Origin of the sequence: Streptomyces sp. NBC_00663 (genome assembly GCF_036226885.1) — a bacterium.
Taxonomy (GTDB): Bacteria; Actinomycetota; Actinomycetes; order Streptomycetales; family Streptomycetaceae; genus Streptomyces.
Window position 1 is genome coordinate 3,757,708 of sequence record NZ_CP109027.1, and the last position, 17,977, is coordinate 3,775,684.

The 17,977-nt window shown below is 73.7% G+C and carries 12 protein-coding genes; 4 read left to right on the forward strand and 8 right to left on the reverse strand.

Going from position 1 to position 17,977, the window contains the following annotated elements; translation table 11 throughout:
- Positions 1 to 2: 2 nt before the first annotated feature.
- Positions 3 to 2,489, reverse strand: a complete 2,487-nt coding sequence (locus tag OG866_RS45240) for a cell division protein PerM (protein ID WP_443063533.1) — start codon at positions 2,487 to 2,489, stop codon at positions 3 to 5.
- A gap of 96 nt (positions 2,490 to 2,585) precedes the next feature.
- Here OG866_RS45240 and OG866_RS16980 point away from each other — a divergent pair, with 96 nt between their 5' ends.
- Positions 2,586 to 3,656 carry a helix-turn-helix domain-containing protein gene (locus tag OG866_RS16980; protein ID WP_329335603.1) on the forward strand — a complete coding sequence of 357 codons (1,071 nt, stop codon included), beginning with the start codon at positions 2,586 to 2,588 and terminating at the stop codon, positions 3,654 to 3,656.
- A 160-nt stretch (positions 3,657 to 3,816) separates the two neighbouring features.
- On the opposite strand, the gene sucD is transcribed toward OG866_RS16980, so the two are convergent.
- The 7 genes from sucD to OG866_RS17015 form a co-directional block, all read right to left on the reverse strand.
- Positions 3,817 to 4,701: a succinate--CoA ligase subunit alpha gene (gene sucD / locus OG866_RS16985; RefSeq protein WP_329335605.1), complete on the reverse strand. Its 885-nt coding sequence runs from the start codon at positions 4,699 to 4,701 to the stop codon at positions 3,817 to 3,819.
- 21 nt (positions 4,702 to 4,722) lie between these two features.
- Positions 4,723 to 5,901: an ADP-forming succinate--CoA ligase subunit beta gene (gene sucC / locus OG866_RS16990; protein WP_329335608.1), complete on the reverse strand. Its 1,179-nt coding sequence runs from the start codon at positions 5,899 to 5,901 to the stop codon at positions 4,723 to 4,725.
- A 436-nt stretch (positions 5,902 to 6,337) separates the two neighbouring features.
- A complete protein-coding gene (locus tag OG866_RS16995) occupies positions 6,338 to 7,957 on the reverse strand; it encodes a hypothetical protein (protein ID WP_329335609.1) in 1,620 nt (539 codons plus the stop codon).
- Between the two features lie 168 nt (positions 7,958 to 8,125).
- Positions 8,126 to 9,007: a hypothetical protein gene (locus OG866_RS17000; protein ID WP_329335611.1), complete on the reverse strand. Its 882-nt coding sequence runs from the start codon at positions 9,005 to 9,007 to the stop codon at positions 8,126 to 8,128.
- Positions 9,008 to 9,168: 161 nt separating this feature from the next.
- Positions 9,169 to 10,332, reverse strand: a complete 1,164-nt coding sequence (locus tag OG866_RS17005) for a VWA domain-containing protein (RefSeq protein ID WP_329335613.1) — start codon at positions 10,330 to 10,332, stop codon at positions 9,169 to 9,171.
- 271 nt (positions 10,333 to 10,603) lie between these two features.
- On the reverse strand, positions 10,604 to 13,138 hold the full coding sequence (locus OG866_RS17010) for a DUF5682 family protein (protein WP_443063534.1): 2,535 nt from the start codon (positions 13,136 to 13,138) through the stop codon (positions 10,604 to 10,606).
- 135 nt (positions 13,139 to 13,273) lie between these two features.
- A complete protein-coding gene (locus OG866_RS17015) occupies positions 13,274 to 14,404 on the reverse strand; it encodes an ATP-binding protein (RefSeq protein WP_329335614.1) in 1,131 nt (376 codons plus the stop codon).
- A 166-nt stretch (positions 14,405 to 14,570) separates the two neighbouring features.
- On the opposite strand from OG866_RS17015, the gene OG866_RS17020 reads away from it, so the two are divergent.
- Genes OG866_RS17020 through OG866_RS17030 form a run of 3 tightly spaced genes read left to right on the forward strand, consistent with a single transcriptional unit; the run spans position 14,571 to position 17,919 of the window.
- Positions 14,571 to 15,920 carry an SWIM zinc finger family protein gene (locus OG866_RS17020; protein WP_329335616.1) on the forward strand — a complete coding sequence of 450 codons (1,350 nt, stop codon included), beginning with the start codon at positions 14,571 to 14,573 and terminating at the stop codon, positions 15,918 to 15,920.
- Positions 15,914 to 16,228 carry a hypothetical protein gene (locus tag OG866_RS17025; protein WP_329335618.1) on the forward strand — a complete coding sequence of 105 codons (315 nt, stop codon included), beginning with the start codon at positions 15,914 to 15,916 and terminating at the stop codon, positions 16,226 to 16,228. The genes OG866_RS17020 and OG866_RS17025 overlap by 7 nt, the downstream gene beginning before the upstream one ends.
- Positions 16,225 to 17,919 carry a DUF5691 domain-containing protein gene (locus OG866_RS17030; protein WP_329335619.1) on the forward strand — a complete coding sequence of 565 codons (1,695 nt, stop codon included), beginning with the start codon at positions 16,225 to 16,227 and terminating at the stop codon, positions 17,917 to 17,919. The genes OG866_RS17025 and OG866_RS17030 overlap by 4 nt, the downstream gene beginning before the upstream one ends.
- The last annotated feature ends 58 nt before the right edge of the window (positions 17,920 to 17,977 follow it).

Genomic DNA, 17,977 nt, shown 5'->3' on the forward strand with positions numbered 1-17,977 from the left:
CCTCACTCCGTGTCCGACGCCTCCCTGAGCGCCGCCCAGCGGGCTTCACGGGAGGCGTCGTCGTCGTGCCAGGGGGGCTGGGTCACCGGGGCGCCCGGAGGCGAGGCCTGGTGGGGGTCGACGGGCAGGAAGTCGTACGGCTCGAACGTCCCGTCGTCAGCGTCGACTTCGTAGGCCGAGGACCCCACCACGGCCGCCCGCCCCCCACGCGCCCTACGGGAGAACCAACGGTTCCGGGAGGCTTTGGGGGCGGGGGCGGGGGCCTGGGGGGTGGGGGCTTTGGGGGCGGGGGTCTCGGGGGTGTAGGCCTTGGGGGCGGGGGTCTCGGGGGTGTAGGCCTTGGGGGCGGGGGTCTCGGGGGTGTAGGCCTTGGGGGCGGGGGTCTCGGGGGTGGACGTCTGGGCGGCGGATGCCTGAGGGACGGACGCCTGAGGGGCTGACGCCCGGGCGGTGGACGCCTGAGGGGCTGACGCCCGGGCGGTGGACGCCTGAGGGGCTGACGCCCGGGCGGTGGACGCCTGAGGGGCTGACGCCCGGGCGGTGGACGCCTGAGGGGCGGACGCCTGAGGGGCGGACGCCTGGGAGACAGACACCTGGGGGACGGAGTTCCTGGGGGCCGCGGCCCCGCCGGCGTTCTTCCGGCGCCCGAACCAGCGCCTCGCCGTCCGTGCCGTCGCCTCCTGCCCCACCGCGGCCCCCACGGCCCAATCGGCCCCCGCGGAGCCCACAGAACCCGCGGAGCCCACAAAGCCCGCAGAACCCGCGGAGCCCGCAGAACCCACCGGCTCCCGCGCCCCGGCCTCCGGCCCCTCACCCCGAGACGCCAACGCCTCACCCCGAGACGCCGGCCCCTCACCCCGAGACGCCAACGCCTCACCCCGAGACGCCGGCCCCTCACCCCGAGACGCCAACGCCTCACCCCGAGACGCCAACGCATCTCCCCGAGACGCCAGCGTTTCTCCCCGCGACGCGGCTGCCTTGGGCGCCCGTGCCCGCCGTGCTCCGCGGTCCCGCCGCTCGCGCCGCTCTCGTCGCTGGCGGCAGCGCCAGGCCCGCAGGCCCAGTGCCGTGGGGATCGCCGTCGCCGCGGTCCACAGCAGTGTCGCCGCTCCGGTCAGCCACCACACCGGCCCGAACCAGGCCAGCGCGGCCACCCCGAGCGGTCCGCCCGCGAGCGCGGCGAGCACCGCGACCGCGACCGCGCAGAGGGCGGCGGCGAGCCCGGCGGTACCGGCCGTCCGCCCTCGCGACCAGGGCTCGGCGCCCTGGCCCGCCCGCACTCCACCGGGCACCGCACCGACCCTGCCGTGCACCCCGGCGGCCCTCCTCGTCCGAGGGTCGCCCAGCGCTCCGGCTCCCCCGCTCCGCCCCGCGCCCGACGTGTCGACACCGCCCGTACCCCCACCGCCCGAACGTCCGCCCCTGCGCCCCCGCCCCCCGCTCGCCGCCCCCGCCACGAACCACCCCACCGTCACCCCGGCCACCAACGGCACCGTTCCGGCGGTCCAGTTGAGCCATGTCCCCGGCCCCGTCTCGGGCACCGCCGCCAGCAGCGGGAACGGCGGCAGAAGCGGTGCCGGTGCGGAGGAGAGCGGGCCCACGACATGCCCCGCGCCCAGCGCGAACCCGGGCCCGACGGCGTACGACACCGCCCAGACGGCCGCGTTCGGCACCAGCGCGGCACACAGCAACAGCACGGCGAACCGGCCCGACCAGCCCTCCGTCAACTGGAGGAAGGAGGCCCGTGCCGCCCCGCCGTGCCACACCAGCGACGACGCCAGCAGCAGCGCACCGCCACCGATGAGCAGGGCGACCCCGGCACCCGCCGCCCGCGCCGCCGCCGCCAGTCGCTGACGGGCGTCCGGGCCCAGGACGAGCCGGCGGACCGACGCCGGCAGCAGGAGCAGCGCGCTGTCGACGGGGCCGCGCGGGCGGCCGTACGCCGTCCAGACGCCCGCGCCCGCCGCCGTCGCCACCACGAGCGGCACGCACACCCCGGTCCACACCCACGACGGCCGCAGTTCGCCGCCCGCCGCGTACAGCGCGGCCCCGGTGCCGACGGCCAGATAGCCGAGGACGACACCCGTGAACGCCGCCCGTCCCGAGACGCCGGCCAGGTCCTCGTCGTCGGCGACCGCGTCGCGCGCCGCCCGGTGCACCAGCCACACCGGCAGGATCAGCAGCAGCAACGGTGTGACGCCGACCGGTGCCGGGACCCCGGACAGCGTGTCCGTGCGGACCAGTTCCGCGCCGTGCGCGAGCAGCCACAGTCCCGCCGCGACATGCAGGGCGCCGCCCGGCCCGCTGTCCGGATACGGCGAGCTGATCCACAGCACCATCACCAGCACGGCGAGCGAGCCGAGTCCGAGTCCCGCCGCGAGCGCCCCGCCGAGCAGGCCCGCGGCCAGTCCCGGCGAACGGTCGCGCCACCGGGTGAGCAGGGACGACAGAGGCGTTCGGCGAAGGGTCATCTGGATCACGACCGCCATGGTCCCAACGACACGCGCTTTCCCGTCGTAACAGGCGAACCCTTGTCGTGTCGCTCAATATACGACTATGTACTTTTTCGTACGAAAGGGCGCCCCGTGAAGCAGAGCCCTGCAACCCCGCTCCCCTCGCCCAAGGAACGCCGACGCCTGCGCGAGGCCGGGTCCCTGACGCAGGCTCAGGTCGCCGAACGGGTGGGGGTCACCCGGGAGATGGTCCGTGCGTGGGAGTCCGGCCGTACGAATCCCCGCGGACGCAAGCGGGAGGTGTACGCGAAGCTGCTGGGCACCTTGGCGGAAGAAGAGGAGCCCCGGCGGCCCGAGGTGACGGAACCTCAGGAGACGCTCGTGGAACCGGCCCCGCCGGCCCCTCCCCTGACCCCCGCTCAGGCCTTCGACGCGCTCTACGCGTTCTGCGCTCCCGCCCTCGTCCGCCAGGCCTATCTGCTCACCGGGCGGCGCGAGCTGGCCCGCGAGTCAGTCGAGCGGGCGTTCCAGCTGGCCTGGCAGCGCTGGCCGGAGGTGGCGGTCGACCGTGACCCGGCGGGCTGGGTGCGGGCCACGGCGTACGAGTACGCCCTCTCCCCCTGGCACCGCTTCCGCCCCCGCTACCGCCACCCGGAGGCCCCGCCCGCCGACGCCTCCGACCGCGCCCTGATGGCCGTACTCCTACGTCTGCCGACGCCCCAGCGGCGCACGCTCGTGCTGTACGACGGTGTCGGCCTCGACCTGCCGGAGACGGCGGCGGAGACGGAGGCGAGCACGCCGGCGGCGGCCGGGCGGCTGATGAACGCGCGCGAGGCGATCGCCGCGCGGCTGCCGGAGCTCTCCGATCCCGCCGAGCTGCACCGCCGGCTGACCGAACTCGCCGCCACGGAGCGCTTGCGCGCGGCGAAGCCGCCGGTGGTGCGGACGGGGAGCGAACGCAGGGCCCGTTTCTGGACCCGGGCGGCGATCGCGTTCACGGTGGCGCTGATCGGCACGACGGCGTTGACGGTCCGGACGGCACCTACGCATTACGAGCCGCCGATCGCGCCGGGCGCGGAGATTCAGGGGGTGCCGGAGAGGGTGGCGCAGGGTCCGCTGTCGGAGGCGGAGGTGGATCTGCGGGAGAAGCTGCGAGGGGAGATGACGAGCGGTCCGGTGAGACTGACACCGCTGAGTCGTTGACCGCGGGCGCCCCAAAAAAAGGCCGGTCCAGTGGAGGTGCCTTCAGGGGCGCGGGGAACTACGCGACCAGCCACAACGCACCCGCACCCGACTCACAACGCGCAGTGGGCCCGCCCCCACCCCGGGGAACGGGCCCACTGACGGTCAGCTGTATACCTGCTCAGCCGGCCAGGATCTCGCGCGCCAGCTTCGCCGTCTCGGTCGGCGTCTTGCCGACCTTGACGCCGGCGGCCTCAAGGGCCTCCTTCTTCGCGGCGGCCGTACCGGAGGAGCCGGAGACGATGGCGCCGGCGTGGCCCATGGTCTTGCCCTCGGGCGCGGTGAAGCCCGCGACGTAGCCGACGACCGGCTTCTTCACGTTCTCCGCGATGAACGCGGCCGCGCGCTCCTCGGCGTCGCCACCGATCTCACCGATCATCACGATCAGGTCGGTGTCGGGGTCAGCCTCGAACGCGGCGAGCGCGTCGATGTGCGTCGTACCGATGACCGGGTCGCCACCGATGCCGACGGCCGACGAGAAGCCGATGTCACGGAGCTCGTACATCATCTGGTACGTCAGCGTGCCGGACTTCGAGACCAGACCGATGCGGCCCGGCTTCGTGATGTCGCCCGGGATGATGCCGGCGTTGGACTGGCCCGGGGTGATGAGACCGGGGCAGTTCGGGCCGATGATGCGGGTCTTGTTGCCCTTCGACACGGCGTAGGCGTAGAACGCCGCCGAGTCGTGGACCGCGATGCCCTCGGTGATGACGACCGCGAGCGGGATCTCGGCGTCGATCGCCTCGACCACGGCGGCCTTGGCGAAGGCCGGCGGCACGAAGAGGACGGACACGTTCGCGCCCGTCTTCTCGATCGCCTCGGCGACGGTGCCGAAGACCGGGATCTCGGTGCCGTCGACGTCCACAGTCGTGCCCGCCTTGCGCGGGTTCACGCCACCGACGATGTTCGTGCCGTCGGCGAGCATGAGCTTGGTGTGCTTCATGCCCGTGGAGCCGGTCATGCCCTGGACGATGACCTTGCTGTCCTTGTTCAGGAAGATAGCCATGGCTGTTCTGTCCCTCTTCCCTTACTTCGCAGCCGCGAGCTCGGCGGCCTTGTCGGCCGCGCCGTCCATGGTGTCCACGCGCTGGACCAGCGGGTGGTTGGCGTCGGAGAGGATCTTGCGACCCAGCTCGGCGTTGTTGCCGTCCAGCCGGACGACCAGCGGCTTGGTGACTTCCTCGCCCTTGTCGGCGAGCAGCTGAAGCGCCTGCACGATGCCGTTGGCGACCTCGTCACAGGCGGTGATGCCACCGAAGACGTTGACGAAGACCGACTTGACGTCGGGGTCGCCGAGGATGATCTCCAGGCCGTTCGCCATGACGGCGGCGGAGGCGCCACCACCGATGTCGAGGAAGTTGGCCGGCTTCACGCCACCGTGGTTCTCACCGGCGTACGCGACGACGTCCAGGGTGCTCATGACGAGACCCGCGCCGTTGCCGATGATGCCGACCTCGCCGTCGAGCTTGACGTAGTTGAGGTTCTTCTCCTTGGCGGCGGCCTCGAGCGGGTTGGCCGCGTCCTTGTCCTGGAGGGCCTCGTGCTCCGGCTGACGGAACTCGGCGTTCTCGTCGAGGGAGACCTTGCCGTCGAGGGCGATGACCTCGCCGGAGGCGACCTTGGCCAGCGGGTTGACCTCGACGAGGAGGGCGTCCTCCTCGATGAAGGTCTTCCAGAGGGTGACCAGGACGTTCTCGACCTTGTCGGCCACCTCGGCCGGGAAGTTCGCGGCCTCGACGATCTGGCGGGCGACCTCGGGGGTCACACCCACGTTGGCGTCGATCGGCGTCTTGGCGACGGCCTCGGGGCGGGTCTCCGCCACCTCCTCGATCTCCATGCCGCCCTCGACGGACGCGATGGAGAGGAAGGTGCGGTTGGCACGGTCCAGGAGGTAGGAGACGTAGTACTCCTCCACGATCTCCGGGGCCGTCTCGGCGATCATCACCTTGTGGACCGTGTGGCCCTTGATGTCCATGCCGAGGATGTTGGTGGCGTGCTCCACGGCCTCGTCGGCGGTGGCGGCGAGCTTCACGCCACCGGCCTTGCCACGGCCGCCGACCTTCACCTGGGCCTTGACTACGGACTTGCCACCGAGACGCTCAGTGGCTGCGCGGGCCGCCTCAGGCGTGTCGATGACTTCACCGGCCAGCACCGGTACATCGTGCTTGGCGAAGAGGTCCCTCGCCTGGTACTCGAACAGGTCCACGCGCTTCCGTCCCTATCAGTGATCTCGCGGTTCGTTGTCTGCGTGGGCGTGCCGCGAGGGCAACGTGACGTCCGACCACTGTCTGTGTCACAAGGGAGGCGCACACGGTGTCCGAGCGCGCGGCATGTCCGTCTCGCAGGTTATCGCTGGTTGCGGAGGGCCCCTAAATCGAGGGTCACACCTGAGCGGTGATACCTGTCACATGATGCCGCCCTCACTGGCACGGCGTGCCGTATGTGAGGCCTTCGGAACACAGGCGAAAGGGCCTCACCGGGCTGGGGTTGACCCGGTGAGGCCCCCTGAACAGCCCCTTAGGGGCGCGGAGCCGATGATCCCCACCCCAATGGGGACCGCCCGGCTCCGACCGCGAGGGGCCACGCCGGACGAGCCGTTGGCTTTCGGCCGTCCGGGGCGTGCGTCCTCGCGGAGTCGAGGGTCAGACGCCGTACTGCGTCCCGTACGGGTGCTGGGCGTATCCCGGGGTGATCGACTCGGCGACACCCTGGACACCGGTGACGGCGTTTCCGGCGACGGGAGTCACACCGTCGACCGTGTGCCCGACGACGGGCGCGACCGCGTCGACGGTCGGCGCCACGTCGCCCGTGACGCCGTGCGCGAAGGGAGCGACATCCCCGGTGACGCCGTACGCGAAGGCCTCGGCGCTGCCGCCGACGCCCTGGACGACCGGCTGCACCAACGCGACGACCGGCTCGACCGCGCCCGCGACGCCGTACGCGAACGGAGCCACGTCCTGGGTCACGCCGGACGCCAGACCGGTGGCGTGCCCGGCCACGCCGTACGCGAGCGGGGCCACCCCGCCGACGGTCTCCCGCACATCCCCCGTCACGCCGTACGCCAGCGCCCCCGCGTCGACCACGGCCTGCCCCGCGACGGGCACCACCCCGCGCACGGCGGTGTTCGCGACCGGCGGGAGCACGGCACCGGTGACATCCACGGCGACCTGCCCGACGAGACCGGTGGCATACGGGGGCACATCGCCGACGACACCGACCGCGCCTTGGCGGACACCGGTGACGGTGGCGGAGGCGACCTGGCTGACGCCGGCGACTGTGTTGGTGGCCACGGGGACGACGCCGGTGACTGTGGCGGCGGCGACCTGGCTGACGCCGGTGACGGCGTCAGTGGCGACCGGGACGACGCCGGTGACTGTGGCGGCGGCGAGCGGGGCGATGCCGTTCACCGCGGTGGTGGCCAGTGGCGGGACGGCTGTGGCTGTGGTCTCGGCGGCGATGGGGGCGAGGGCGGTGGGGAGGGCGGTGGCGGTGCCGAGGGCATGCTCGTGTGCGTCGGCCACCCGGCCCTCGGCGCCGGTGAGGGCCGAGTGCGCGGTGGCGGTCGTGGCCGACGTGGTGCGGCCCGCGCCCGCCACGACCTGCTGCGCCTTCGTCCGTACGACGCCGTCGACGCCCTGCGCCTGGGTGCGCGCCGCCGACCGGGCGCCCTGGAGCTTGGTCTGGGCGCCCGCGAGGGCCCGCTCCAGCTCCGGGGCGAACGCGACGAGGGGTCCGAAGAGGTAGTCGACCTCGTCCTGCGGGGTGCCCGCGTCGGAGAGGGTGGTTCGGGCGGCGGCCCGCGCGGTGGTCTGCGCGTGGCCGACCGTCTCGCTGGCCGGCGTCCTGGCCTGGGCCAACGCCCGGTTCTGCTGGGCCTGCGCGGCTCGGGCGGCCTTCGCTCCCTGGATCGCCGCGGCGCCCTTGATCTTCGACGCCTTGGAGGTCGGGGCGGTCGCGGCGGCGGGGACGGAGGTGACGGGCTTCGTCTGCTGGGCGGTGGCGGTGGCCTCGGCCGTCGCGTCCGCGGCCGTGTCCTCCACCGTGGAGGTCACGCCGGAGACGACGCCGTCGACCGTGTCGGTCACGCCGGTCAGGGTGTCCGAGACCGTGTCGGTGACGCCGTTCGTGAGGTCCGTCGTCGTGTCCGGGACGGAGAGGGAGGAGGCCGGCAGCTCGTCGGCGCTCGCGGCACTGGAGCCGAGCGCCCACGCGCCGGTGACGCCGGCGGCTATGACGATGGAGCGGCGGATGTTCTTGTTCATGAGTACGTCAGATCCTCGGGAACTGGAGGTCCGAAGGCCCTGGGGGTACGGGCCGGCTTCGGGTGGCTGGGGACATGTCCGGCGGCGCTTCGCAGAGAAGCGGCCCGGACCGGCAGGCAGACCTGGTCCGCCCCCGCGCGGCAGGTCGGCGGCGGGGGGAGCGCCTGCCTAGGCCGGGGAAACCGGAATGTCCCGGTGCCTGTCCCGCGTGCCGTCCGCGTCGGCCCGCACGATGCCGCCCGGCACGAGCCGCAGCGGTGCCCGGTCGTTCAGGGACACGGCCTGGGCGTCACCGTGCCGCGACGAGCCGTTGTCCACGCCGGGCCGATGGCCCAGAGCCCAGCCCTGGTCACCCACGGGCGCCGGCTGCACGGGGACGTACCCGGCCGACACGGCGGCACGATGTCCGTGCGCCCGGGCCGGCGTACCCGTCGCGAGGGAACCGGCGACGGACGGCGGGCCGTAGTCGCCGATGACCGTACGCGCGGCCTCGGCCGCCTTGCCGGAGTCGTGTCCACGGGTCGAACCGTGTCCGTCGATCGAGTCGTGTCCGTCGATCGAGTCGTGTCCGACGGTCGAGCCCTGCGCCGGGGCGTCCGGCCGGGGCGTCTCCACGACCGGCGCCGGCAGGGTCCGCACCGGCGGCACCGGTACGGCCGGCAGCTCAGGCGCGGACGGGAAGGACGGCAGGCTCGGCAACGACGACAGCGGCGGCACCTGCTCCGGCACCTCGGCCAGCTCATCGGTGACGGTCTCCACGAGGTCACCGACCGGCTGTACGACCTTGCCGTCCACGGCTCCGACGACCTGCTCGGTCACCGGGCGGAGCACCTTGTCCTCGGCCGTACCGCCCGTGGCGGTCGCCGAGGTCACGGACGTCACCACGGACGTCGCCGTGGGCAGACCCTCCGCCGCGCTCGCCCGCTCCCCGCAGAGGAAGCCGAGCGCGAACAACCCGCCCACCAGCACGACCACTTGCAGCGCACGCCGCCCCACCGCCGTGCGCAACACGCGCAGGGCGGCACCAGGCAGCGCGGCTGACCAGGTCAAGACGGGTGGGTCCTCCCGTACGGCGGAACACATCACGCGTGACGAGCTAGAAGAGGCGTCGATACTCGCACGGGAGTGCGGAGGTTGCGCAAGCCCCCTGTTACCGATGGGTACTCATGTCCGTTTTGCTGGCTCTATTCGATGGTCACCGGGTCGACAAATCACCCCTCCGGCACCGGAATCGGCCGTTTCTCGATCGCCGCCGCCATGACCTCAGGGAACAGGTCCGGCGTACAGGCGAAGGCGGGTGCGCCCAGCGCGGCGAGCGCCGCCGCGTGCTCCCTGTCGTAGGCCGGCGCCCCCTCGTCGGACAGCGCGAGCAGCGTCACGAACTGCACGCCCGAGGCCTTCATCGCCGCGACCCGCTTGAGCATCTCGTCGCGTATGCCGCCCTCGTACAGGTCGCTGATCAGCACGACGACCGTCTCCGCGGGCCGGGTGATCTGCGACTGGCAGTACGCGAGCGCCCGGTTGATGTCCGTGCCGCCGCCGAGCTGGGTGCCGAAGAGAACGTCGACGGGATCGTCCAGCAGGTCGGTGAGGTCGACGACCGCGGTGTCGAAGACGACGAGTCTCGTGTCGATGGACCGCATGGAGGCGAGCACCGCCCCGAACACGGACGCGTACACGACCGACGCCGCCATCGACCCCGACTGGTCGATGCAGAGGACGACCTCCTTCTTCACCGACCGCGAGGCCCGCCCGTAACCGATGAGCCGCTCGGGCACGATCGTCCGGTACTCCGGCAGGTAGTGCTTGAGGTTGGCCGCGATCGTGCGGTTCCAGTCGATGTCGTGGTGGCGGGGCCGGTTGACCCGGGCGCTGCGGTCGAGGGCGCCGGTGAGGGTGGCCCGGGTCCGGGTGGCGAGCCGCTGCTCGAGATCCTCGACAACCTTGCGCACGACCGCCCTTGCCGTCTCCTTCGTCGTCTCCGGCATCGCCTTGTTGAGCGAGAGCAGCGTGCCGACGAGATGCACGTCGGCCTCCACCGCCTCCAGCATCTCCGGCTCCAGCAACAGCGTGGCAAGGCCGAGCCGGTCGATGGCGTCGCGCTGCATCACCTGCACGACCGAGGACGGAAAGTACGTCCGGATGTCGCCGAGCCAGCGCGCCACGGCCGGCGCCGAGGCCCCCAGCCCCGCCGAACGGTCCCGCCCCGACTGCCCCTGCCGGTCCCCCTTCCCGTACAACGCGGCAAGCGCCCCGTCCATGGCGGCGTCCTGCCCGGAGAGCGTGCACCCGGTCCCGTCCGCCGCATCCCCACCGAGCACCAGCCGCCACCGCCGCAACCGCTCCTGCACCGGGTCCACCACCACGCCCGTCATACGCCGACCCCCTTGCGGGACCGACCCGTCAGAGCCTGCCGGGCAGCAGTCCCGCACCCCGACCGCCCTGATGCCGGATCACGCGGTGCGGCGTTCCACCCCGCCCCCGCCTGCCCTGCCATGGACCACCCCGGCTCCTCCGGTTCCGCCAGGGGGCGCGCCCAGAGTGGCATCACCCGCACGCTCGTCGTCGGCGGCTCCGCGCCCCGCCCGTCCGTGACCGTGTCCGCGCCCTCGGCGTTCGCTCCCGGTCCGCTCATCCGCTCGGTCGTCATCTCGCCACCCCCGCAAGCTCGTTGTCGTCGACGCCCCGATGAACGGGAACGCCGTCCAGCCCCAGCAACAGCCGCACCACCGGCAGCACCGCGTCCGCCCGCGCGGCATCGAGGTCCGCCGCGAAACCGGGGATGCCGGCACCGCCGCCCGCCCCGCCACGTCGCTCGCCCGGTGCCCGCCGGACCAGTTCGCCGAGTGTCCGCCGCACCCCCGTCTCGTAGGCAGAGAAGGTCCTGCGCAGCAGCGGCAGCACGTCCGTGAAGGCGTCCGCCGGCACCCCCGCCAGCCAGGCGTCGACCAGGCCGAGCAGGCGCTCGTCGTGCACGAGCAGCATCCCGCCCCCGGCGCCCCCTCCGACGAACCCCTCGATCCAGGCCGCCGCGGCCGCCGGTGGCGTCCCCGGCGACAGCACGAGCCCCATGAGCCGCGCCGCCTCGTCCTGCGCCAGCTCCCCGTCATCGAGCAACAACCGCACGGCCCGCCCCCGGACGACCCCGGGCACGCTGTCCCGCCCACTCAGCACCCGCAGCACGGAGTGCCAACGGGCACGGAGCCCCCCGGGCCCACGGCCCGGAGCCACTGCGCGCCCCGGGCCGGCCCCCGCTTCCCCCACGGCCACGTCTCCGTGATCGGCCGCGGTCTCCGCCGTACCCGTATCACCCAGCAGCCCCACCGCCCCATGCACCGCGTCCACATGGCGTCGCATCTGTTCGGCGGCGTCCGCGTCCAGGGCGGCGCAGGCCGGGGGGAGGCCGACGAATATCCGTTCGGCGAGGCCCTCGGCGACCTCCGTGAGGGCGTGGGTGTCGGTGCCTCTGACGTCGCCGTAGCGCAGGGAGCGGACCAGGGCGGGCAGGGCCTGGGCCAGATGACCGACGTCCGCGTCGAGCGCCGCGCGGTCGGCGAGGACCTGCATCACCACCGGGAGCGCGTCCGGGAGTTCGGCCAGCAGACAGCGCTCCGCGAGGGCGGTGACGTCGGCGAGGCTCGGCGCCCCGACGGCGTCCGCCTCCGCCTTGGCCGTCGCCGCGGCCGGCACGGTCGTGCCCCACACCCCGGCCTCCGCGACCCGCACCGACAGCTCCGGCTCCCAGCGCAGCCGCCACGTCTCCCGGAACGTGCCCGTGCTCCCCCGCGACGCCACCGGCTCACCCCACGCCACGCCCAGCAGCCGCAGCCGGTGCAGCAGTCTGCTGCGTCCGGCGTCGGTCTCCTTGCGTAGATCGAGCTCCAACTCCCGCTCCAGCGCCTCAGGTTTGAGCCGCAGCCGGCGCTGCGCCCGATCCAGGTCCCGCTGCAACGGCACCGCGGGCGCCCCCTGCGGGACCTCGCCGAGCACATCCCCGACCACCAGCCGGTCGTGAACCAGCGACAGCGGTACGTCCGAGCCCTCGCACATCACCGCCCGCACGGCGTCAGTGGTCTCGCTCAGCCCGGCCAACGGGCGCCCGCGCATCGCCGCGAGCGTCTCCGCCAGCCGTACCGCCTCGATGACATGCGCCGAGGAGACGAGCCTGTCCTCCGCCCGCAGCAGCCCCGCCACCTTGGTCATCCACCGCTCGATCGGCCGGTCCGGCGCGGTGAACAGATGCCCGTACCACCCCGGCGAGTCGATGCCCGCCCCGTAGCCGCTGACCCGGGAGAGCCTGCGATGCGTCCACGGCACCCACGTCATGTCCGCCTTGACCTTCGGCAGCCCCTTGAGCAGCGCCCGGTCAGCGGCGACGGACGCCTTCCGCCGTAGCGCGGGCACATGCCACGCCCCGCACACGACGGCCACACCGCCCTCGAACTCGCGTTGCGCCGCCCGCACTTGGAGCCGCATGTACGCCTCCCGCACGAGGTCCTTGTCATGGCCCCCGTGTCCGTACGTCTCGCGCAGCGCCCCCATGGCCTCCTCCAACGCGAGGAACGGGCCGAACACATCCCCCTGGCCGCCGCTGCGATGCTCGACGACGTCCTCCCACCAGCGCTCGGGGTCGTCGTAACCGGCCGTCTCGGCCAGCACGGCGAGGGGATCGACCCGGACGTCGACCGACTCGGCAGCTTCCGTCCCGCCCGACCCGTCCGTCCCGTGAGCCGCCTCGTCCCTTCCCCACGCCAGCGAGTACGTCGCCGGCAGGTCGATGAACCGGGCCGGGACCTCACGCTCCAACGCCCACCGCATCGCCACCCACTCCGGCGAGAACTCGGCCAGCGGCCAGAACGCCGACCGGCCGGGCTCATCCACGGCGTGCGCCAGGAGGGCGACCGGCGGCCGCATGTCCGCGTCGGCGGCCAGCGGGATCAGGGCGTCCGCCTCGGGCGGCCCCTCGATGAGCACGACCCGCGGCCGAGCCGCGTCCAGCGCCGCTCGCACCGCCCGCGCCGACCCGGGCCCGTGGTGCCGTACGCCGAGCAGCAACGGCGCCCCACCGACCGCCCGACCCTCGCCCGCACCCCCGTCAATGCCGACCGCCCGCCCCTCGCCCGCACCCCCGTCAATGCCGACCGCCCGGCCCTCGCCCTCGCCCCCGTCAATGCCGGTCACACCATCCCCTCCCCTCAGGAACCGCCGACCCCTGTCCTCCGCCCGTGCCGCCCGGGCCACCCGAACTGCCGGAGCCCGCCGAGCCGCCGCTTCCCTGGCCCCCGCCAAGCTTCCCCCATCCCAGGTCGTCGCCGCTCATCCGCTCACCTCGCGGCAGGCGCGGTAGAAGTCCGTCCAGCCGTCGCGCTCACGGACCACCGCTTCCAGGTACTCCTGCCAGACGACCCGGTCGGCCGCGGGGTCACGGACGACGGCGCCGAGGATGCCCGCGGCCACGTCCCCGGCGCGCAACACGCCGTCCCCGAAGTGGGCGGCCAGCGCGAGGCCGTTGGTGACGACGGAGATGGCCTCCGCCGTCGACAACGTGCCGCTGGGCGACTTGACCTTTGTCCGGCCGTCGGCCGTGACCCCGTCGCGCAGTTCACGGAAGACGGTCACCACACGGCGGATCTCGTCGATCCCCTCGGGCACGGCCGGCAGGTCGAGGGAGCGGCCCATCTGGTCGACGCGCCGCGAGACGATGTCGACCTCGGCCTCGACGCTCTCCGGCAGCGGCAGCACAACCGTGTTGAAGCGGCGGCGCAGGGCGCTGGACAGGTCGTTGACCCCGCGGTCGCGGTCGTTGGCCGTGGCGATGACGTTGAAGCCGCGGACGGCCTGCACCTCCTGCCCCAACTCCGGTATCGGCAGCGTCTTTTCGGACAGGATGGTGATGAGCGTGTCCTGGACGTCGGCGGGGATACGGGTCAGCTCCTCGACCCGCGCCGTCATCCCCTCGGCCATGGCCCGCATCACCGGGCTGGGCACCAGCGCGTCGCGGCTCGGGCCGTTCGCCAGCAGCTGCGCGTAGTTCCAGCCGTACCGGATCGCCTCCTCCGGTGTGCCTGCCGTCCCCTGCACCAGGAGGGTCGAGTCGCCGCTGACCGCCGCGGCCAGGTGCTCGGAGACCCAGGTCTTCGCCGTACCGGGCACGCCGAGCAGGAGCAGGGCGCGGTCGGTGGCGAGGGTGGTCACGGCGACCTCGACGATGCGGCGCGGGCCCACGTACTTCGGGGTGATCACGGCGCCGTCGGGCAGGGTGCCGCCGAGCAGGTACGTCGCCACCGCCCACGGCGACAGCTTCCAGCGGGCCGGGCGCGGGCGGTCGTCCTGCGCGGCCAGCGCGACGAGTTCTGTGGCGAAGGCGTCCTCGGCGTGCGGTCGCAACGCCTGGGCAGGCGTCGTCTCCCCTGTTTCCACGGGCATGGGCTCAACGGACACAGACATGGCGAAGTCCCCCTCCAGCTCGGCCGGTTCTGCCGTTCTCGGATCTGGCACCCACCTTGCACCACACCACTGACAATCGCTCTGACCTGCAAAAACGTGCTCGCCAACGCGTCGGCCGACCTGCTCTTCGGACCGATTGTCAGTGGTGGGATCTACCGTCGAAGACATGACTCAGCAGGGGGTGCGCTGGACCGCGGACCAGGTGCTGGCACTGGCGCCTGACGCAGCGTCACGCAAAGCGGGAAGCAAACTCGGGGCGGCGGGGCCGTGGTCCGAGGCGGGGAGTTCCGACGAGGGGACGGTGTGGGGGCTGTGCAAGGGCAGCGGAAGCAAGCCGTATCAGACGGTCGTGGACATCGCGGACGTGTCCGGGCCCGCGTACAAGTGCAGTTGTCCGAGCCGGAAGTTCCCGTGCAAGCACGCGCTCGGGCTGCTGCTGCTCTGGGCGGGCGAGGACGGTGCGGTGCCGCGGGGGTCGGCGCCGGACTGGGCGGAGCAGTGGATGGAGGGGAGAAGGAAGAGGGCGGAGGAGAAGAAGGACGCGGGGGCGGCGCCGTCCGGCTCAGCTGATCCGGAGGCGGCGCGGCGCCGGGCGGAGCGTCGGGCCGAGCGGATCACCGCGGGGGCGACGGAGCTGGAGCAGCGCCTCATGGATCTGCTGCGCGGCGGGCTGGCCGGCGCGGAGCAGACGGGGTACGGGCTGTGGGAGGAGACGGCGGCCCGCATGGTCGACGCCCAGGCCGCGGGACTGGCGGCACGGGTGCGGGAGTTGGGGGCGATCCCGTCCTCGGGACCCGGCTGGCCGGTGCGGTTGCTGGAGGAGTGCGCTCTCCTCCACCTCCTGGACCAGGGCTGGCTGCACCGCGAACGCCTGCCGGATGGCCTGGCGGCGACGGTCCGTTCCCGTATCGGCCTGCCCGCCTCCCCGGACGGCCCTGCGGTACGGGACCACTGGCTGGTGCTCGCCCAGTACGACACGGCGGACACCCGTCTGACGACCCGCCGCATCTGGTTGTACGGCGCCGACTCCGGCCGCAGCGCCCTGCTCCTCTCTTACGGCGCCGCGGGCCGCGCTCCCGAACTCGCTCTGCCGGTGGGCCTGGCGCTGGACGCGGAGCTCTCCGCCTACCCGGGCGCCGGGCAGCCGCGCGTGGCCCTGACCGAACAGTTCGCGCCACCGGCTCCGTCCTCCATACGACCGCTGGGGATGACGACGACCCGGGCCGCCGCCCGCTACGGCGAGGCGCTTCGCGACGACCCGTGGCTGGAGTCGGTCCCGGTGACCCTGGACCAGGTCGTCCCGACCCCGGACGGCGACAGTTGGCAGCTCGCGGACGCCGACGGCGAGGCCGCTCTGCCGCTCACCGCCGCCGCCCGCTCCCGCCCCGGCCTGTGGCGCCTGGTCGCCCTGTCCGGCGGCGCCCCGGTCAAGGTCTTCGGCGAGTGCGGCCACCGCGGCTTCACTCCGCTGACGGCCTGGCCGGAGGGACCGGGCGAACCGGTCCGGCTGTGCTGACGCGGCCGTATCCGACCGACGCGCCCATACCGGCGTATCCGACCGACGCGACCTCACCGACCTACCCGACGCACCCGACGTACCCGACCGACGTGATCTCACCGACGTACCCGACCGACCTGGGAGCGCACACGTACACCACCGGCAGCGCCACGTTCACCGTCCGCTCCACGCACGACGACGACAACGTCCACGCCACATACGCCGGCAGCCAGGCCCTCGAGAACGACGACAACGTCCACATCACGTACGCGGGCAGCAACGCCCACACCACCGCACGCGCCCGCCGACGGAAGGCACTCGTATGAACAGGACGCCCACGCCGGTGAATTCGTCCACCACCAGAGCCGCCCAAACACCCCCCACCGGCCCCACCCAACCGCCGGCCGCCGTTCCGGCCGCGCCCCCGGCCATCGGCGTCTGGGAGGAACTCGTCACCGTGGCGCTCCTGGGGACCGACCGGCGCCCGTCGGCGGTCTGGGCGCCGGGGCGGGAGGCTCCGGTCGCGCTGCTGGACGCGGCCGCGGCGGAGACCGTACGACGGCGCGCCGGGCTGCGGCCCGCGCGGGCGGCGGCGCGTCCCGAACCGGCGCCCGCGGACCCGCGCCCCGCGTTGCCCCCCGCCGCGGCCCGCAGGCTCGCGCTGCTCCTGGCCGACCGTCCCGGCACCGGTGGCGGTGGCCGCAGGGGCAGCGCGCCGGACCTCATGGAGCTGCTGCCGCAGTGGCTCGCGGCGGCCAACGCGCGGGGGTTCGCGGCGCCCCCCGAGGTATTGCCGGCGCTACTGGACGCCGCGCGGGGGCGTACGGACCTGCGGCCGTCGGCGCTGGCGCTCGCCGGGCCGCGCGCGGTGTGGCTGGCGCGGCTGAACCCGGACTGGCGGTTCGCCCTGCGCGCGGCACCGGGCGGCGACGCGGCGCTGCCGCAGCCGCGGGACGGGGAGCGGGTCCGGCAACTGTGGCAGGAGGGCCTGTTCGCCGAGCGGGTCGCCCTGCTCGCCTCGATACGGGCCCGCGAGCCCGCCGTCGCGCGCGAGCTGCTGTCGGCGACCTGGGCGACGGAGCGGGCCGAGGACCGGCTGATGTTCCTCGACTCGCTCCGGACGGGGCTGGGCGCGGACGACGAGCCGTTCCTGGAGCAGGCGCTGTCCGACCGCAGCCGCAATGTCCGGGCGACGGCCGCCGAGCTGCTCTCGGCGCTGCCGGGGTCGGCGCTCGCCGCGCGGATGGCGGTGCGGGCGGCGGCGTGCGTGGCGGTGGACCGTACGCGCGAGGTGCCGTGGATCGTCGTTGAGGCGCCCCACGAGTGCGATTCGAGCATGGAGCGGGACGGTGTCGTACTCAAGGCTCCGGCGGGACGGGGTGAACGGTCGTGGTGGTTGGGCCAGTTGGTGGAGGCGACCCCGTTGGGGACGTGGTCGGCGCGGCTCGGCGGGCGGACGCCCGCGGAGATCGTGGCGCTGCCGGTGACGGACGACTGGCAGTCCGAACTGCACGCGGCGTGGTGCCGGGCGGCGGTCCGGCAGCGGGACGCCGGCTGGGCGCGGGCCCTGCTCGGGGCTCCCGCGGCGCCCGAGGCCGGTGGTCCCGGGGCGGTGTCGCTGGCCGAGCGCGCCAAGCTGCTCGGGACGCTGGATCCGGGCGAACGGGCCGAGTGGGTGGCCGGTTTCATCGCGGCGCACGGACTGTCGGAGGCGTTTCAACTGCTCGGAGGGTGTGCCGTGCCGTGGGCCGGACCACTGGGGCGGGCCGTGGTGGACGCGCTCAACATCGCTCGGGACGCGGGGAGTTATCCATGGAGTTTCAGTGGGGTGATGGGGCTGGCCGAACGCTGCCTCGATCCGGCGGAGGCGAGCCGGCTGGACGGGCTGCTCGCGGTGCCCGACGAGACGGAGGACGCGTCGCCGGGGGCCGGGGGTTACTGGGCGGAGGCGTTCCAGCGGCTGGGCACGACGCTGCGGCTGCGGGCGGCGATGCTCCAGGAGCTGGGGCCGGCGTAGCCGTTCGCCCACGCCGGCACGCCTCAGCCGAAACGCCGAGCCCCCGCGACCCCGTGAC